This is a genomic window from Pseudomonas sp. m6p (assembly GCF_055760375.1).
This window is the reverse complement of record NZ_CM147084.1, coordinates 5,144,283-5,161,893: the sequence shown is the minus strand read 5'-3', so window position 1 is coordinate 5,161,893 and position 17,611 is coordinate 5,144,283. Positions and strand designations below refer to the sequence as shown.

Genomic DNA, 17,611 nt, shown 5'->3' with positions numbered 1-17,611 from the left:
AATGGGTTGGTCAGAATTTGTCAGTGTACGAGACTTCAATGATGCGTTTTTGCTGCCTGTGGGTTATCGGCGGGTTGTGTTTTCCCTTGATGGGCTGGGCGGCGTCTGCGCCGGCGGCGCATGCAGCGCTGTTGACGCCCGCCGAGCAGCAATGGCTGGCGCAGCACCGTGAGTTGCGTGTGGGCCTGGTGCTGCAGGCGCCGTACGCGCAATACGACCGACGTCTGCAGCGCTTGTCCGGGGCCAATGTCGAATTGATGAAGTCACTGGCCAAGACCTTGAACGTCGAGTTGAGCTGGCGCAATTTTCAGGATCTGGCGCAACTGGAGGAGGCCGCCCGCGACGGCGAAATCGACATCGCCCCGGGCCTGACCCAGACCCCGGGTGCACTGCGTCTGTGGCAGTTTTCCGATCCCTACATGCGGGTGCCGCAACTGGTGGTCAGCGACCAGAAGAGCGGCGGCGTGGTCGAGCTGGAAAAACTCGACAGCCTGTCGCGCGTCGCCGTGCGCATGCCCAGCGTGACGGCAGACTATTTGCGCAGCACCTATCCCCATCTGAATCTGCAAGGCGTGCCGCTGGAGCGTCAGGCGCTACAACTGCTGTTGACCCAGCAGGCGTCCTACGCCGTGGTGGATGAAGCGCAACTCGGACGGTTGTCTGCCGAACCTGAGTTCGCCGGGTTGGTGGTGGTCGGCGATATCGGCTTGCCGCAGCTGTTGCGGATTGCCACACGGCGCGACTGGCCGGCGTTGGCCGGCATTGTTGAAAGTGCTCTGCGGGCGATTCCTGCGAAGGATCTGGAACGCCTGCACACGCAATGGCTGCAACCCAAATACCCGCGTCTGTCGGAGTCGCCGGGGTTCTGGCAGAACCTCAGTTTGCTGTTTGCGGTGTTGTTGCTCAGTTGTGTGGCCATTGTGGTCTGGCAACGACGCCAGCAACACAGTCTCGAACACCGCCTGCTGGCCGCCCGGGAAGACATCGCCCTGCGCGCGGCCAGCGAAGAAGCCTTGCGCCTGACCCAGTTTTCCATCGATCAAAGTACTGTCGGCATTCTTTGGGTCAACTGGGACAGCCATGTGCGTTACGCCAACCGCGCGGCGGAAAGCATGCTCGGTTATCCACAGGACGCGTTGATCGAACGGCCGCTGATCGATTTCGAACCCGGTCTGCACATGGACCGCTGGCTCAACCTGTGGAAACGCGCGCGGGCCAGTGAAGAAGGACCGCTGAGCTTTGAAACCAGCTGCGTGCGCGCTGATGGCAGCGTGCTGCCGGCGGACGTTTCGCTGAGTTTTCTGCGCTTTCGCGACAGCGAGTATCTGGTGGTTTATCTCACCGACGTCACCGAGCGTCGCCGCGCGCTGGCCGCGTTACAGGAAAGTGAAGCGCGCCTGCAAGGCATCGCCGCCAACGTACCGGGGCTGGTGTTTCGCCTGGAGCGGGCGCCAGTGACCGGGCAGATCGATTTCGCCTACATCAGCGAGGGCAGCGAGACTCTGGTCGGCTACGCGCCGGCCGCCATTGCGCACCGCGACATGGGCTTGCGCAGCCTGGTGCACCCGGACGACAAGGCCAGTTACCACCAGACCCAGGATCAGGCACTGGACACCGACAGTGACTGGTCGTGGCAGGGCCGCATCCTCACCCGTCAGGGTGAACAGCGCTGGGCCGAGATCAAGGCAATCACCCGCCAGCTGGAAGATGGCGCCTATGTCTGGGATGGCATCGTCTGGGACATCAGCGAAAGCAAGCGCATCGAACTGGAACTGGCGGCGTCCCGCGAGCAGCTGCGTGAGCTGTCGGCGCACCTGGAAAGCGTGCGCGAAGAAGAGAAGGCGCGCATTGCCCGCGAAGTGCACGATGAGCTGGGGCAGATGCTCACTGTGCTGAAACTGGAAACCTCGATGTGCGAGCTGGCCTACGCGCAACTCGATCCGGGCCTGCACGAACGGTTGAACAGCATGAAACGCCTGATCGCCCAGTTGTTCCAGCTGGTGCGCGATGTGGCGACGGCGCTGCGCCCGCCGATCCTCGATGCCGGGATTGCTTCGGCGATCGAATGGCAGGCGCGGCGATTCGAGGCGCGCACGCAGATTCCATGTCTGGTGCAGGTGCCGGACAATCTGCCGGTGCTCAGCGACGCCAAGGCGATCGGGCTGTTCCGCATCCTGCAGGAAGCGCTGACCAATGTGATGCGCCACGCCCAAGCGCATACTGTGGAGCTGACGCTGGCGCTGAAAGGCGACGAGTTGTGTCTGACGGTCAGCGACGATGGCGCAGGCTTTGTCGCGACGGCGCAGCGGCCGACATCCTTTGGCCTGGTCGGCATGCGCGAGCGGGTGTTGATCATGGGCGGGCGGCTGGTGCTTGAGAGTGAGCCGGGTGAGGGCACCAGTCTGAAGGTGTGGGTGCCGGTGAGTGAGGTTTGAAGGTTTGTGGTGTTTGAGCTGACGCTATCGCGAGCAGGCTCGCTCCCACAGGGTTTGGTGTGTACCTGAAATCTGGAGAGAAAATTTGATCCGTGTACTGGTAGCCGAAGACCACACCATCGTCCGGGAAGGCATCAAGCAATTGATCGGCCTGGCCAAGGACCTGCAAGTGGTGGGGGAGGCGAGCAATGGCGAGCAGTTGCTCGAAACCCTGCGCAGTGTGCCGTGCGAGGTGGTGCTGCTGGACATCTCGATGCCTGGCGTCAACGGCCTGGAGGCGATCCCGCGGATTCGCGCGTTGAACAATCCACCGGCGATTCTGGTGTTGTCGATGCACGATGAAGCGCAAATGGCCGCCCGCGCACTGAAGGTCGGCGCTGCTGGCTATGCGACCAAAGACAGTGATCCGGCGTTGCTGCTGACGGCGATTCGCAAGGTCGCGGCGGGTGGGCGCTACATTGACCCGGAGCTGGCCGACCGGATGGTCTTCGAGGTCGGCCTGACCGACACGCGACCGTTGCATTCGCTGCTGTCCGAGCGCGAATTCTCGGTGTTCGAACGCCTGGCCCAAGGCGCCAACGTCAACGACATCGCCCAGCAACTGGCGCTGAGCAGCAAGACCATCAGCACGCACAAGGCGCGGCTGATGCAGAAACTCAACATCACCTCGCTGGCCGAACTGGTCAAATACGCGATGGAACACAAACTCCTCTAAGCACATGGATCCCGTGTGTAGGAGCTGCCGAAGGCTGCGATCTTTTGATCTTGTTTTCATAAGATCAAGATCAAAAGATCGCAGCCTTCGGCAGCTCCTACAGTTGGAACCGTGTGGGCATATCCATCAGCGACAACCGCTTTTGCTTGTTCTTGCGGCTCGCAGCTTGGCGCTCGTCGCTCGCTTGCCAAAACGCGCCATCCGTGTAGGGCAATCCCTACCCCCAACCTTCCATCCGGCTGAGGCGATTCTCTCCTGCGCCCCGATTTGCGCGGCTGGCGCCAGCCACTAGGCTTAATCCACAGCAGTTACCAATAACAAAGGTGTGGGTATGAGCCAGGTCGATTCAAACGCAGGGGCCAGTGACGTGCTGGTCAGCTTTCGTGGAGTGCAAAAGAGCTACGACGGCGAGAACCTGATCGTCAAAGACCTCAACCTGGACATTCGCAAAGGCGAGTTCCTGACCCTGCTCGGGCCGTCCGGCTCGGGCAAGACCACCAGCCTGATGATGCTCGCCGGGTTCGAAACGCCGACCGCCGGCGAAATCCTCCTGGCCGGCCGTGCCATCAACAACGTGCCGCCGCACAAACGCGACATCGGCATGGTGTTCCAGAACTACGCGCTGTTCCCGCACATGACTGTGGCCGAGAACCTGGCGTTCCCGCTGACCGTGCGCGGCCTGAACAAGAGCGATGTCAGCGACAAGGTCAAGAAAGTCCTGAGCATGGTCCAGCTCGACGCGTTCGCCTCACGTTATCCGGCGCAACTCTCCGGCGGTCAGCAGCAGCGGGTAGCGCTGGCCCGGGCGCTGGTGTTCGAACCGCAACTGGTGCTGATGGACGAACCGCTGGGCGCGCTCGACAAGCAATTGCGCGAACACATGCAGATGGAGATCAAGCACCTGCACCAGCGCCTCGGCGTGACGGTGGTCTACGTGACCCACGACCAGGGTGAAGCGCTGACCATGTCCGACCGCGTCGCCGTGTTCCATCAGGGCGAAATCCAGCAGATCGCGCCGCCACGCACCCTCTACGAAGAACCGAAAAACACCTTCGTCGCCAACTTCATCGGCGAGAACAACCGCCTCAACGGCCGTCTGCTCAGCCAGAGCGGCGAGCGTTGCGTGGTCGAACTGGGCCGTGGTGAGAAGGTTGAGGCGTTGGCGGTCAACGTCGGCCAGACCGGCGAACCGGTGACCCTGTCGATCCGCCCGGAACGCGTCAGCCTTAACGGCTCGAGCGACCAATGCGTCAACCGCTTCTCAGGGAGGGTGGCGGAATTCATCTATCTGGGCGACCACGTCCGGGTGCGCCTGGAAGTCTGCGGCAAGACCGACTTCTTCGTGAAACAGCCGATTGCCGAGCTCGATCCCGCGCTCGCGGTCGGGGACGTGGTACCGCTTGGCTGGCAGGTCGAGCACGTTCGCGCGCTCGACCCACTTCTAGAGGCGCACTAAAACGCCCCCGCAATACCAACACCAACCCTGCACGTGGAGAGAACAATAAATGTTGAGATCCCTGAAGTTCACCGCCCTGACCCTGGGCCTGATGGGTGCGGCCAGCGCAATGGCCGCCGGTCCCGATTTGACTGTGGTGTCGTTTGGCGGGGCGAACAAGGCGGCGCAAGTCAAAGCCTTCTACGCACCGTGGGAAGCAGCGGGCAACGGCAAGATCGTGGCCGGCGAGTACAACGGCGAAATGGCCAAGGTCAAAGCCATGGTCGATACCAAGAGTGTGTCGTGGGATCTGGTGGAAGTTGAATCGCCGGAGCTGTCCCGTGGTTGCGACGAAGACATGTTCGAACAACTCGACCCGGCGCTGTTCGGCAAAACCGAAGATTACGTCAAAGGCGCGATTCAGCCTTGCGGCGTGGGCTTCTTCGTCTGGTCGACCGTGCTCGCGTACAACGCTGACAAGCTGAAAACCGCGCCAACCAGCTGGGCCGATTTCTGGGACACCAAGAAATTCCCGGGCAAACGCGGCCTGCGCAAAGGCGCCAAGTACACCCTGGAATTCGCGCTGATGGCCGACGGTGTGGCGCCGAAAGACGTCTACAAAGAACTGGCGAGCAAGGGTGGTCAGGATCGTGCGTTCAAGAAACTGGATGAGCTGAAACCGAATATTCAGTGGTGGGAAGCCGGCGCCCAGCCGCCGCAGTACCTCGCTTCCGGTGACGTGGTGATGAGCTCGGCCTACAACGGTCGCATCGCCGCCGTGCAGAAAGAATCCAACCTGAAAGTGGTGTGGAACGGCGGCATCTACGACTTCGACGCCTGGGCGATCCCGAAAGGTCTGGACAAGACCCGCGCCGATGCAGCGAAGAAATTCATCGCCTATTCGGTCCAGCCGCAACAGCAAAAGACCTACTCGGAAAACATCGCTTACGGCCCGGCCAACACTCAGGCAGTCCCACTGCTGAGCAAGGACGTGCTGAAAGACATGCCGACCACTCCGGAAAACATCGCCAACCAGGTGCAGATCGACGTCAGCTTCTGGGCTGACAACGGCGAGCAACTGGAGCAGCGCTTCAACTCCTGGGCTGCGAAGTAACCACAATCTGAAGGAAGACTTTGTGGCGAAGGAGCTTGTGTGGTGAGGGGATTCATCCCCGATGGGTTGCGAAGCAGCCCCCGAAGCCATACCCGCTCGGTGTGTCAGATAAACCGGATTCTCAGGTTTTACGACTGCTGCGCAGCCGATCGGGGATGAATCCCCTCGCCACAAAAACTCATCTGAGAGTTTTGGTGTTTCAACACAACAGAGGTGGTTCGCCACCTCTGTAACGATCAAAGATTTGCGGAGTACGTCATGGCCATCGCCGTTCCCCTGAACGAGGGCGCCAGCCCCACCTTGAAGCAGAAGCTCAAGCACGCCGAGCGGGTCAACCGCTGGAAGGCCCAGGCGTTGATTGCGCCGCTGGTGCTGTTTCTGTTGCTGGTGTTCCTGGTGCCGATCGTGGCGCTGCTCTATAAAAGCGTCGGCAACCCGGAAGTGGTCGGCGGCATGCCGCGCACCGTGGCGGCCATCGCCAGTTGGGACGGCCGCGGCCTGCCTGCTGAGCCAGTGTACAAAGCGGCTGGCGAAGACCTCGCCGAAGCCCGCAAAAACCAGACCTTGGGCGATCTGTCCAAACGCTTGAACATGGAGTTGGCCGGCTATCGCAGCCTGCTGACCAAAACCGCCCGGGCGCTGCCTTTCGCCAGCGAACCGGCCTCCTATAAAGAAGCCCTCGAAGCGCTCGACGAGCGCTGGGGCGATCCGGCCTACTGGCAAGCGGTCAAGCGCAACACCAGCAGCATCACCCCGTATTACCTGCTGGCGGCGGTCGATCACCGTATCGATGATCTCGGCGAACTGGCGCCGGCCACCCCGGATCAGGCGATCTACCTCGACATCTTCGCCCGCACGTTCTGGATGGGCCTGATCATCACCGTGATCTGCCTGTTCCTCGCTTATCCACTGGCTTACCTGTTGGCCAATTTGCCATCGCGGCAGAGCAACCTGCTGATGATTCTGGTGTTGCTGCCGTTCTGGACCTCGATTCTGGTGCGGGTCGCGGCGTGGATCGTGTTGCTGCAGTCGGGCGGGCTGATCAACAGCGCGCTGATGGCCATGGGCATCATCGATAAACCGCTGGAGCTGGTGTTCAACCGCACCGGGGTCTACATCTCGATGGTGCACATTCTGCTGCCGTTCATGATCCTGCCGATCTACAGCGTGATGAAAGGCATCTCGCCAACCTACATGCGTGCTGCGATTTCGCTGGGCTGCCACCCGTTCGCCAGTTTCTGGCGGGTATATTTCCCGCAGACCTATGCCGGTGTCGGCGCCGGTTGCCTGTTGGTGTTCATCCTCGCCATCGGCTACTACATCACCCCGGCGCTGCTCGGCAGTCCGAACGATCAGATGGTCAGCTACTTCGTCGCGTTCTACACCAACACCAGCATCAACTGGGGCATGGCCACTGCGCTGGGCGGCTTGTTGCTGCTGGCGACCGTGGTGCTTTATCTGATCTACAGCTGGCTGGTGGGCGCCAGTCGCCTGCGCCTGAGCTAAGGGGAATTTGAAATGCTGAGTCCTTACATGTCGCCCATTGAACGGGTGTGGTTCTACAGCTTGCGGATCCTCTGCGGCCTGATCCTGCTGTTCCTGATCCTGCCGGTGCTGGTGATCGTGCCGCTGTCGTTCAACTCGGGCAGTTTCCTGGTGTATCCGCTGCAAGGTTTCTCGCTGCACTGGTATCAGGACTTCTTCGCCTCGGCGGAATGGATGCGTTCGTTGAAGAACAGCATCATCGTCGCTCCCGCTGCGACCGTGCTGGCGATGGTTTTCGGCACACTGGCCGCGATTGGCCTGACCCGCGGCGATTTCCCCGGCAAGGCGCTGGTGATGGCGCTGGTGATTTCGCCGATGGTGGTGCCGGTGGTGATCATTGGTGTGGCGAGTTACCTGTTCTTCGCGCCGCTGGGGCTGGGTAACAGCTTCTTCTCGCTGATCGTGGTGCACGCGGTGCTGGGTGTACCGTTCGTGATCATCACTGTGTCGGCAACGCTGCAAGGGTTCAACCACAATCTGGTACGGGCGGCGGCCAGCCTCGGCGCATCGCCGCTGACCACGTTCCGTCGGGTGACTCTGCCGCTGATCGCACCGGGGGTGATTTCCGGGGCGCTGTTCGCCTTCGCCACGTCGTTCGATGAAGTGGTGGTGACGCTGTTCCTCGCCGGCCCCGAGCAAGCGACGCTGCCCCGGCAGATGTTCAGCGGGATTCGCGAGAACCTCAGCCCGACGATTGCGGCGGCGGCAACACTGCTGATCGCCTTCTCCGTCATCCTGTTACTGACCCTTGAATGGTTGCGTGGCCGTAGCGAGAAACTGCGTACCGCCCAGGTCTGACGCTGATCCCCTGTAGGAGCTGCCGAAGGCTGCGATCTTTTGATCTGGCTTTTTAAGATCAAAATCAAAAGATTGCAGCCTTCGGCAGCTCCTACATAGGGATGTTCGTGCGTACAGAAAATCTATGTGTGGTTGTCATTCATGGGGTGAATGGCAGACAACCCGGTTTCCCCAGCTACGCTTGTGCTCAGCTCCCACATCTATAAGAGGCTGCGCACAATGAGTCTGTCCCAGTTCAAAATCGCTCACAAACTGATCACCGGCGCCGGGGCCATCGAGCAACTGGCGGCGGAACTCACGCGGCTGGATATCGACAACCCGCTGATTGTCACCGACGCCGCGCTGGTCAAGTCCGGCACTGTGGAGCTGGCGCTGTGCCAATTGGGCGGGCGCGAGTACGAGATTTTTGATCGGGTGCTGCCGGACCCGGAAATCGCCATCGTCGAAGATTGCATGCGCGTGTACCGCGAGGGCGGGCATGACGGTTTGATCGGCCTCGGTGGCGGCAGTGCCATCGACATCGCCAAAAGCGTGGCGGCGTATGCCGGATACCACGGCGCGCTGGAAGACCTGTTCGGTGTCGATCAGGTGCCGCGCAAAGGCCCGCCGCTGATCGCCATCCCGACCACCGCCGGCACCGGCTCGGAAGTGACCAACGTCGCCATCCTCTCGGACAAGGTCGCGCAACTGAAGAAAGGCATCGTCAGCGACTACCTGTTGCCGGATGTGGCGCTGGTCAGTCCGCAGATGACCTTGACCTGCCCGCGCAGCGTCACCGCCGCCAGTGGTGTTGATGCGCTGGTGCACGCCATCGAATCCTATCTGTCGGTCAATGCCTCGCCCATTACCGACTCACTGGCCATCGGCGCAATCAAGTTGATCGCCAAAGCCCTGCCTAAGGCCTACGCCAATGGCGCCAATCTCCAGGCCCGTGAAGACATGGCCACCGCCAGCCTGATGGCCGGCATGGCGTTCGGCAATGCCGGGGTCGGCGCGGTGCATGCGTTGGCGTATCCGCTGGGCGGGCGTTTCAACATCGCCCACGGCGTCAGTAACGCCTTGCTGCTGCCGTATGTCATGACCTGGAACAAGATGGCCTGCGTCGAGCGCATGCAGGATATCGCCGAAGCCATGGGGGTGAAGACCGCTCATTTGAGCGCGACCGAGGCGGCGGACAAAGCCGTGCAGGCGATGACCGAGTTGTGCGCGTCAGTGGAAATTCCTGTCGGGTTGCGCAGTTTTGGCGTCCCGCAAGAGGCGATCCCGGCCATGGCCGTGGAGGCCGCGGGAATCGAGCGTTTGATGCGCAACAACCCGCGCAGGCTCAGCGCTGCGGATATCGAGAAGATCTACCGAGCGGCGTACTGATCATCGCGGTCACGGTGCGCGCACGGAAACTTGAGGTATACAATGCGCGCCATCGTGATTTAGCTCAGAAAAGGTGCGTCATGCAGCCCTTCGTAATTGCTCCGTCGATTCTCTCCGCCGACTTCGCCCGCCTCGGCGAAGAAGTGGACAACGTTCTGGCCGCCGGTGCCGACTTCGTCCACTTCGATGTCATGGACAACCACTACGTGCCGAACCTGACCATCGGCCCGATGGTTTGCGCGGCATTGCGCAAGTACGGCATCACCGCGCCGATCGACGCGCACCTGATGGTCAGCCCGGTGGATCGCATCGTTGGCGACTTCATCGAGGCCGGCGCCACTTACATCACTTTCCACCCGGAAGCCACGCTGCACGTCGATCGTTCGCTGCAACTGATCCGTGAAGGCGGCTGCAAATCCGGCCTGGTGTTCAACCCGGCGACCCCGCTGGATGTGCTCAAGTACGTGATCGACAAGGTCGACATGGTGCTGCTGATGAGCGTCAACCCGGGCTTTGGCGGGCAGAAGTTCATCCCCGGCACCCTCGACAAACTGCGCGAAGCGCGGGCGATCATCGATGCCTCGGGGCGTGATATCCGTCTGGAAATCGATGGCGGCGTCAACGTCAACAACATCCGCGAAATCGCGGCCGCTGGCGCTGACACCTTTGTGGCCGGCTCGGCGATCTTCAATGCGCCGAACTATCAGGAAGTCATCGACAAGATGCGTTCCGAACTGGCGCTGGCCCGCCCATGAGCGGTTTTGAGCAGCTGTTCCCGGGGCAACTGCCACGGTTGGTGATGTTCGATCTGGATGGCACGCTGATCGACTCGGTTCCCGACCTGGCGGCGGCGGTGGACACCATGCTGCTCTCCCTCGGCCGCAAGCCTGCCGGCATCGAGGCGGTGCGCGAGTGGGTCGGCAATGGCGCACCGGTGCTGGTGCGCCGGGCGCTGGCCGGTGGCATCGATCATTCGGCGGTGGATGACGTCGAGGCCGAGCACGCGCTGGAAGTTTTCATGGAGGCCTATGGCGCGAGCCACGAGCTGACCGTGGTCTATCCCGGCGTGCGCGACACCCTCAAGTGGCTGCACAAGCAGGGTGTGGCCATGGCGCTGATCACCAACAAGCCGGAGCGTTTTGTCGCGCCGCTGCTGGATCAGATGAAGATCGGCCGTTACTTCAAATGGATCATCGGCGGCGATACCTTGCCGCAGAAGAAGCCTGATCCGGCCGCGCTGTTCTTCGTGATGAAAATGGCCAACATCCCGGCCTCACAATCGCTGTTCGTCGGCGACTCGCGCAGCGATGTGCTGGCGGCGAAAGCGGCGGGGGTCAAGTGCGTGGCGCTGAGCTACGGCTACAACCACGGTCGACCGATTGCCGAGGAATCCCCGGCACTGGTGATCGACGATCTGCGCAAGCTAATTCCCGGTTGCCTCGGTACAGCCGCTGAGATAACGTTGCCCGACGCTTCTCAATCCCATTCTGGAAACGCCATCGTGGTGGTCACCCGCAAACTCTGGATGAAAGTCATCAAGGCCCTGGCTCGCTGGCGTTGGCGCGCCTGACTGGTTCCTGGCCGGCTTGCCGGCGCGTTTGCACACCTGACTGATTTGCCCCTCACACCACGAGGCACCCCATGATCCGCGAAGAATTCCTGCGCCTGGCCGCTGATGGCTACAACCGTATTCCGTTGGCCTGCGAAACCCTGGCCGACTTCGACACCCCGCTGTCGATCTACCTGAAACTGGCCGACCAGCCAAACTCCTACCTGCTCGAATCGGTGCAGGGTGGCGAAAAATGGGGCCGTTACTCGATCATCGGACTGCCGTGCCGCACCGTACTGCGGGTTCACGACCATCACGTGAGCATCACTGTCGATGGCGTCGAGACCGAAAGCCATGACGTCGAAGACCCGCTGGCCTTCGTCGAAACCTTCAAGGCCCGCTACAACGTGCCGACCATCGCCGGTCTGCCGCGTTTCAACGGTGGGCTGGTCGGATACTTCGGTTACGACTGTGTGCGCTACGTGGAAAAGCGACTAGGCAAATGCCCGAACCCGGATCCGCTGGGCGTGCCGGACATTCTGCTGATGGTGTCCGATGCGGTGGTGGTGTTCGACAACCTCGCCGGCAAGATGCACGCGATTGTCCTCGCCGATCCGGCGCAAGCCGATGCTTACGAGCAGGGGCAGGCGCAATTGCAGGCACTGCTGGAGAAACTGCGCCAGCCGATCACCCCGCGCCGTGGCCTGGACTTCAGCAAGCAACAAGCGGCTGATCCGCTGTTCCGCTCCAGTTTCACCCAGAGCGACTACGAAAAAGCCGTCGACACCATCAAGGAATACATCCTCGCAGGCGACTGCATGCAAGTGGTGCCGTCGCAGCGCATGTCGATCGACTTCAAGGCCGCGCCGATCGATCTGTATCGTGCCCTGCGTTGCTTCAACCCGACGCCGTACATGTACTTCTTCAACTTCGGCGACTTCCACGTCGTCGGCAGTTCGCCGGAAGTGCTGGTGCGGGTCGAAGACAATTTGATCACCGTGCGTCCGATTGCCGGCACGCGGCCGCGTGGCGCCACCGAAGAAGCGGATCTGGCGCTGGAAGAAGACCTGCTGTCGGACGACAAAGAGATCGCCGAACACTTGATGCTGATCGACCTTGGTCGTAACGACACTGGCCGGGTTTCGGAAATCGGTTCGGTGAAGCTCACCGAGAAAATGGTCATCGAGCGCTATTCCAACGTGATGCACATCGTCTCCAACGTCACCGGCCAGTTGAAGGCCGGGCTGACCGCGATGGACGCGCTGCGGGCGATTCTGCCGGCGGGCACCTTGTCTGGCGCACCGAAGATCCGTGCGATGGAAATCATCGACGAACTGGAGCCGGTCAAGCGTGGCGTGTATGGCGGTGCGGTCGGTTACTTTGCCTGGAACGGCAATATGGACACCGCGATTGCGATTCGTACCGCGGTGATCAAGAACGGCGAACTGCACGTGCAGGCCGGTGGCGGCATCGTGGCCGACTCGGTGCCGGCGCTGGAATGGGAAGAAACCCTGAACAAGCGCCGCGCGATGTTCCGTGCCGTGGCCCTGGCTGAGCAAACTCCGGACGCCTGATCCACATTGTCTCCTGTGGGAGCGAGCCTGCTCGCGAAGTGGGCGTGCCAGTCGCTATAAACGTCGGCTGATACTCCGCTTCGCGAGCAGGCTCGCTCCCACATGGACTTGTGTTCAGCCATAAAAAACGCGGCGCCCATCAGGACGCCGCGTTTTTTATGCCTGCGCTAACCCTGCAGGAGCTGGCGCAGCCTGCGATCTTTTGCTTTTCCGCCTCAGAAGTCGAGACTGACCCCGACGTTCACCCCTTGCTGGGTAAAGTCATCATCCTTGCGCACGTTGTAGCTGGCGCGCAACGCCAAATCCTGCGTGAGCTTGTGGCTCACGCCCAGGTTCAGGCGATTGAGGTTGGTCTGCGGCTCGTAGCCTTCGAGCGTGAAGCGGTTGTTCGGCAAGCTGTTGAGGTTGATGGTCAGATCCTGGCGATCGTCGTTGTACTCACGTTCGTGAGCGAACTCGCCGAACACTTCAGTCTGCGCGGTGATCTGGTACTTGCCCTGGATACCCACGCCCAGACGCCGCGAGTTGCGCGACTGGTCGTCAAAAGTCAGCGCCGTGGAGTCAGCGCCTTTTTCCGAGTAGCCATCGACTTCGGTCTTGCCAAAGTCGGCGCTGACGAACGGCGACAGGTGCCACGGGCTGCTGGCCTGCTGCGCGATGTCGTAGCCGAGGCGGCCGCTGATCGCCAGCACGTAACCGTCGGTATCGCCTTTCTCTCCGCGCTCGTTGACCCCAAGCTGGAATTTACGTTTGAGGCTGTCGTAGTCGAGCTTGCCGGCGGTCATCGCCAGATCGCCCCACCAGCGGTTTTGTTGATACTGGGCGAACGCGGTGCCCATGTAGGAGTTGAGTTTGTATTCCGAGTCGGCGTCGCCGGCTTCGAGTTTCTGGTTATAGAAACCTGCGGCCAAACCGACGCGCCAGGCTTCGTTGACGCGATAGCTGCCGCCGATGTTCAGGTTGTAGCCGTTGCCGTCGGCACTGGCGGCGCTGTGCTGGCCGTCGAAGTCCTGGTGTTGACCGCCACCGGCGACGATAGCGCGCCATTGGCCCACGGCCTGCCAGTTTTCCCAGTCGGCCAGCCATTGATTGCGCAGTTCATCCTGATGCGCGCGTAACGAACCCTGGGCCATTTCCGGCAGCAGGGTCAGTTCCCACGGGGCGGCCAGCAGCGAGTAGGCGTAGTCGGCAATCAGGCGCTGGCCGGCTTCGGTCGGGTGCACCGAATCGTTGTAGATCAGCTTGGTCGGATCCGGTGTGGCGCTATTGATGCCGTATCGGGCGTTCTCGGTGCAACTGTTGCCGCTGAAGCAGGTGGCCGTCAGGTTCTGGTCGGTCGCGAGGCCGAACTGCGCCGGGTTGGCGAACGCTTCTTTGAGCAGCACCGGAATGTTCAGTGGAATGATTTCGGCGTTGATGCCCTGCAACTGGCTGACCAGTTCGGTGTTGAATTGGGCGCTGAGCTGCGAGGTGAAGCTCTGCAGCGGCGAGCCGTTGATCGCCGGGGTCAGCCCGATGTCTGGCAACAGCCAGACCATGATGTATTTGGCGCCGGCACCTTGCAGTATGCGCACGCTGTCGGCCAGTCGGTCAGCCGCCGAGCTGGCCTGATCGAGGCTGAGCACGCGGCCCTGAAGGAAGTCGTTGCCGCCCCCGGACAGGTAATACAGCGCGTTCGGATCAGCGCGGAAGCCATTCGAGGGCAGATAACCGCTGCGCGTGCGTTCACCGGTGGCGGACTGGCTGGTGATCGAGTCGAGAATCTGGTCGGTACGGTAACCGCCCACCGCCCAGTTGTTGCCATCGGCCAGACCTTCACCGGCCCGCACGGCCGAGGACGAGGAAGCGGTCTGATCGGGGCTGAAACCCAGTTTGCCACCGATGATCTGGGTGGCGTTGAGGTCGCGGTTTTCCCCGGTGCCATCCTTGTACAACGGGCCGGTGCGGTTGGTGTAGCGCTGCGTGGCGCCGGCCGGGCCGCCGGTGTCCTTGAAAGTCCCGGCATCGTTCAGGCTGTCGCCGAAGACGATGAAGTTCGAATAGGGCGCGGGGGCTGCGTAGGCCTGGGCGCAAGCCATGGCGAGCAGGCAACCGGCGAGCGGTACAAACAACGTCTGTTTGATCATGAGCAAGTCCGTTTATTTATTGTTGTAGGTGAACGAAACGACAGTACCAAAAACTCCCGGCGTTTTGCCATCGGTCGCGAAGCCTCCCATAGTTTTGTCCCCCGTCAGCCCCGCCATATTGCACGCTCTGCCCAGCTAAGTTACTGTGCCGGAACGTATGAACGAGACCTTCCCCGTGTTGATCGTCAGCAAACTTCTGGATCAAGTCATCAAGGCACACGCCCGTTGGCGTTGGCGCGCCTGAATCCTTTCTGCCGGCCCGGCCGGATCTGTATCGCTTTGCCTTCCTTACCCGTTTGAAATGCCGCTGTGCCGACGCTTTCTGTGCGTCCGACATCGTGCAGCGCCCTGCGGGCAAGTCATCTGAAGGCTGTCTTCAAGTCAGAATTCAAGAGGTTCGAAACGCCATGTTGCTGATGATCGACAACTACGACTCCTTTACTTACAACGTTGTGCAATACCTCGGCGAGCTGGGTGCCGAGGTCAAAGTGGTGCGCAACGACGAACTGACCGTCGCCGAAATCGAAGCGCTCAACCCCGAGCGCATCGTAGTCTCGCCAGGTCCGTGCACGCCGACCGAAGCCGGCATCTCCATCGAAGCCATCAAATACTTCGCCGGCAAACTGCCAATCCTCGGCGTCTGCCTCGGCCATCAATCGATTGGCCAGGCGTTCGGTGGCGATGTGGTGCGCGCCCGTCAGGTGATGCACGGTAAGACTAGTCCGGTATTCCATGAGGACAAGGGCGTTTTCGCCGGTCTGAATCATCCGCTGACGGTTACCCGCTACCACTCGCTGATCGTCAAGCACGATACTTTGCCCGAGTGCCTGGAACTGACCGCATGGACCCAGCACGACGACGGCTCGGTCGACGAAATCATGGGCCTGCGGCACAAGACCCTGAACATTGAGGGCGTACAGTTCCACCCTGAATCGATCCTGACCGAGCAGGGTCATGAACTGTTTGCCAACTTTCTCAAACAAACCGGCGGCACGCGCTAAGGACTCCCATGAATATCAAGACAGCCCTGAGCCGTATCGTCGAACACCTCGACCTCAGCACCGAAGAAATGCGCGACGTGATGCGCGAAATCATGACCGGGCAATGCACCGACGCACAGATCGGCGCGTTCATGATGGCCATGCGCATGAAGAGCGAGAGCATCGACGAAATCGTCGGCGCCGTGTCGGTGATGCGTGAGCTGGCCGACCAGGTCGAACTCAAGACCCTCGACGGCGTGGTCGATGTCGTCGGCACCGGCGGTGACGGTGCCAACATCTTCAACGTGTCGACGGCTTCGGCGTTCGTTGTCGCGGCAGCCGGTTGCACCGTGGCCAAGCACGGTAACCGCGCGGTGTCGGGCAAGAGCGGCAGCGCCGATTTGCTGGAGGCCGCCGGGATCTATCTGAACCTGACCCCGGTGCAGGTTGCCCGTTGCATCGACAACGTCGGCATCGGTTTCATGTTTGCCCAGACTCACCACAAGGCGATGAAATACGCCGCCGGCCCGCGTCGCGATCTCGGCCTGCGTACGCTGTTCAACATGCTCGGCCCGCTTACGAATCCGGCCGGTGTCAAACATCAGGTGGTGGGCGTGTTTACGCCCGCGTTGTGCCGGCCATTGGCCGAAGTCTTGCAGCGCTTGGGCAGCAAACATGTGCTGGTAGTGCATTCGAAGGACGGTCTGGACGAGTTCAGTCTTGCCGCGCCGACCTTCGTCGCAGAGCTGAAGAACAACGAGATCACTGAATATTGGGTCGAGCCGGAAGATCTCGGCATGAAGAGCCAGAGTCTGCACGGTCTCTCGGTCGAAGGTCCGGAAGCATCGCTGGCGTTGATCCGTGATGCGTTGGGCAAACGCAAAACCGAAAGTGGCCAGAAAGCTGCTGAAATGATCGTGCTCAATGCCGGTGCGGCGCTGTATGCCGCCGACCTGGCGACCAGTCTCAAAGAAGGCGTGGCGCTCGCGCACGACGCCCTGCACACCGGTCTCGCTCGGGAAAAACTCGAGGAGTTGGGTGCCTTTACCGCGGTATTCAAAGTGGAGAATGAGGGATGAGTGTACCGACGGTTCTGGAAAACATTCTGGCGCGCAAAGTCCAGGAAGTCGCCGAGCGCAGCGCTCGCGTCAGCCTGAGCGAGCTGGAAAGTCTGGCCAAGGCGGCCGATGCACCCCGCGGTTTTGCCCAGGCATTGCTGGCGCAGGCCAAGAAGAAGCAGCCGGCGGTGATCGCCGAAATCAAGAAGGCTTCGCCGAGCAAAGGCGTGATACGCGAGAACTTCGTGCCTGCCGATATCGCCAAGAGCTACGAGAAGGGCGGGGCGACCTGTCTTTCGGTGCTGACCGATATCGATTACTTCCAGGGCGCTGATGTCTACCTGCAACAGGCCCGCGCCGCGTGCAAATTGCCGGTGATCCGCAAAGACTTCATGATCGATCCGTACCAGATCGTCGAAGCTCGCGCGCTGGGCGCCGACTGCGTACTGTTGATCGTCTCCGCACTGGACGACGTAAAAATGGCCGAGCTGGCCTCGGTGGCCAAAGGTGTCGGTCTCGATGTGCTGGTGGAAGTGCACGATGGCGATGAGCTGGAGCGCGCACTGAAAACCCTCGACACGCCGCTGGTTGGGGTCAACAACCGCAACCTGCACACGTTCGACGTCAGCCTGGAAACCACCCTCGACCTACTGCCGCGCATTCCGCGCGACCGACTGGTGATTACCGAGAGTGGCATCCTTAACCGTGCCGATGTCGAGCTGATGGAAATCAGCGATGTGTATGCCTTTCTGGTGGGCGAAGCGTTCATGCGCGCGGAAAGCCCGGGCACCGAACTGCAACGCCTGTTCTTCCCGGAACGCGGCGTACCGGTCAGTGGTTCGACCCTCGACTGACCGAGTCGACCTCATTCGCGAGCAGGCTCGCTCCCACATTGGAATGCATTTCCCCTGTGG

14 protein-coding genes are annotated in these 17,611 nt (G+C 61.2%); 13 read left to right on the top strand and 1 reads right to left on the bottom strand.

Annotation, left to right across the window (positions count from 1 at the left end; translation table 11 throughout):
• Positions 1 to 38: 38 nt before the first annotated feature.
• The 10 genes from ACYZUM_RS23625 (at position 39) to trpE (ending at position 12,533) form a co-directional block, all read left to right on the top strand.
• Positions 39 to 2,435, top strand: coding sequence for a PAS domain-containing sensor histidine kinase (locus ACYZUM_RS23625; protein ID WP_108183977.1), 2,397 nt, complete (start codon positions 39 to 41; stop codon positions 2,433 to 2,435).
• Between the two features lie 85 nt (positions 2,436 to 2,520).
• A complete protein-coding gene (locus tag ACYZUM_RS23620; protein WP_003228820.1) occupies positions 2,521 to 3,150 on the top strand; it encodes a response regulator in 630 nt (209 codons plus the stop codon).
• 331 nt (positions 3,151 to 3,481) lie between these two features.
• Positions 3,482 to 4,606, top strand: coding sequence for an ABC transporter ATP-binding protein (locus tag ACYZUM_RS23615; protein ID WP_007966453.1), 1,125 nt, complete (start codon positions 3,482 to 3,484; stop codon positions 4,604 to 4,606).
• A gap of 49 nt (positions 4,607 to 4,655) precedes the next feature.
• Complete coding sequence (locus ACYZUM_RS23610) at positions 4,656 to 5,699, top strand: ABC transporter substrate-binding protein (protein ID WP_041070096.1); 1,044 nt, start codon at positions 4,656 to 4,658, stop codon at positions 5,697 to 5,699.
• Between the two features lie 258 nt (positions 5,700 to 5,957).
• On the top strand, positions 5,958 to 7,205 hold the full coding sequence (locus ACYZUM_RS23605) for an ABC transporter permease (protein ID WP_041070099.1): 1,248 nt from the start codon (positions 5,958 to 5,960) through the stop codon (positions 7,203 to 7,205).
• Between the two features lie 12 nt (positions 7,206 to 7,217).
• Positions 7,218 to 8,042, top strand: a complete 825-nt coding sequence (locus ACYZUM_RS23600; RefSeq protein ID WP_041070101.1) for an ABC transporter permease — start codon at positions 7,218 to 7,220, stop codon at positions 8,040 to 8,042.
• Between the two features lie 219 nt (positions 8,043 to 8,261).
• Positions 8,262 to 9,410 carry an iron-containing alcohol dehydrogenase gene (locus ACYZUM_RS23595; protein WP_142579892.1) on the top strand — a complete coding sequence of 383 codons (1,149 nt, stop codon included), beginning with the start codon at positions 8,262 to 8,264 and terminating at the stop codon, positions 9,408 to 9,410.
• Between the two features lie 80 nt (positions 9,411 to 9,490).
• Positions 9,491 to 10,165: a ribulose-phosphate 3-epimerase gene (gene rpe, locus ACYZUM_RS23590; RefSeq protein ID WP_003228808.1), complete on the top strand. Its 675-nt coding sequence runs from the start codon at positions 9,491 to 9,493 to the stop codon at positions 10,163 to 10,165.
• Positions 10,162 to 10,980 (top strand): phosphoglycolate phosphatase, encoded by an 819-nt coding sequence (locus ACYZUM_RS23585; protein WP_047296963.1) that lies wholly within the window; start codon positions 10,162 to 10,164, stop codon positions 10,978 to 10,980. The genes rpe and ACYZUM_RS23585 overlap by 4 nt, the downstream gene beginning before the upstream one ends.
• A 71-nt stretch (positions 10,981 to 11,051) precedes the next feature.
• Complete coding sequence (trpE, locus tag ACYZUM_RS23580) at positions 11,052 to 12,533, top strand: anthranilate synthase component I (RefSeq protein WP_047596415.1); 1,482 nt, start codon at positions 11,052 to 11,054, stop codon at positions 12,531 to 12,533.
• A 215-nt stretch (positions 12,534 to 12,748) separates the two neighbouring features.
• Here trpE and estP read toward each other — a convergent pair whose 3' ends face one another.
• Entirely contained in the window at positions 12,749 to 14,659 is a 1,911-nt protein-coding gene (gene estP / locus ACYZUM_RS23575) for an esterase EstP (protein WP_108183974.1), read from the bottom strand.
• A gap of 407 nt (positions 14,660 to 15,066) precedes the next feature.
• On the opposite strand from estP, the gene ACYZUM_RS23570 reads away from it, so the two are divergent.
• From ACYZUM_RS23570 to trpC, 3 genes are read left to right on the top strand one after another with little or no spacing between them, the layout of a single operon-like run.
• Positions 15,067 to 15,660: an aminodeoxychorismate/anthranilate synthase component II gene (locus ACYZUM_RS23570; RefSeq protein WP_041070117.1), complete on the top strand. Its 594-nt coding sequence runs from the start codon at positions 15,067 to 15,069 to the stop codon at positions 15,658 to 15,660.
• Between the two features lie 8 nt (positions 15,661 to 15,668).
• A complete protein-coding gene (trpD, locus tag ACYZUM_RS23565; RefSeq protein WP_047296957.1) occupies positions 15,669 to 16,718 on the top strand; it encodes an anthranilate phosphoribosyltransferase in 1,050 nt (349 codons plus the stop codon).
• A complete protein-coding gene (trpC, locus tag ACYZUM_RS23560; protein ID WP_108183973.1) occupies positions 16,715 to 17,551 on the top strand; it encodes an indole-3-glycerol phosphate synthase TrpC in 837 nt (278 codons plus the stop codon). Before trpD ends, trpC begins: the two co-directional genes overlap by 4 nt.
• Positions 17,552 to 17,611 lie beyond the last annotated feature (60 nt).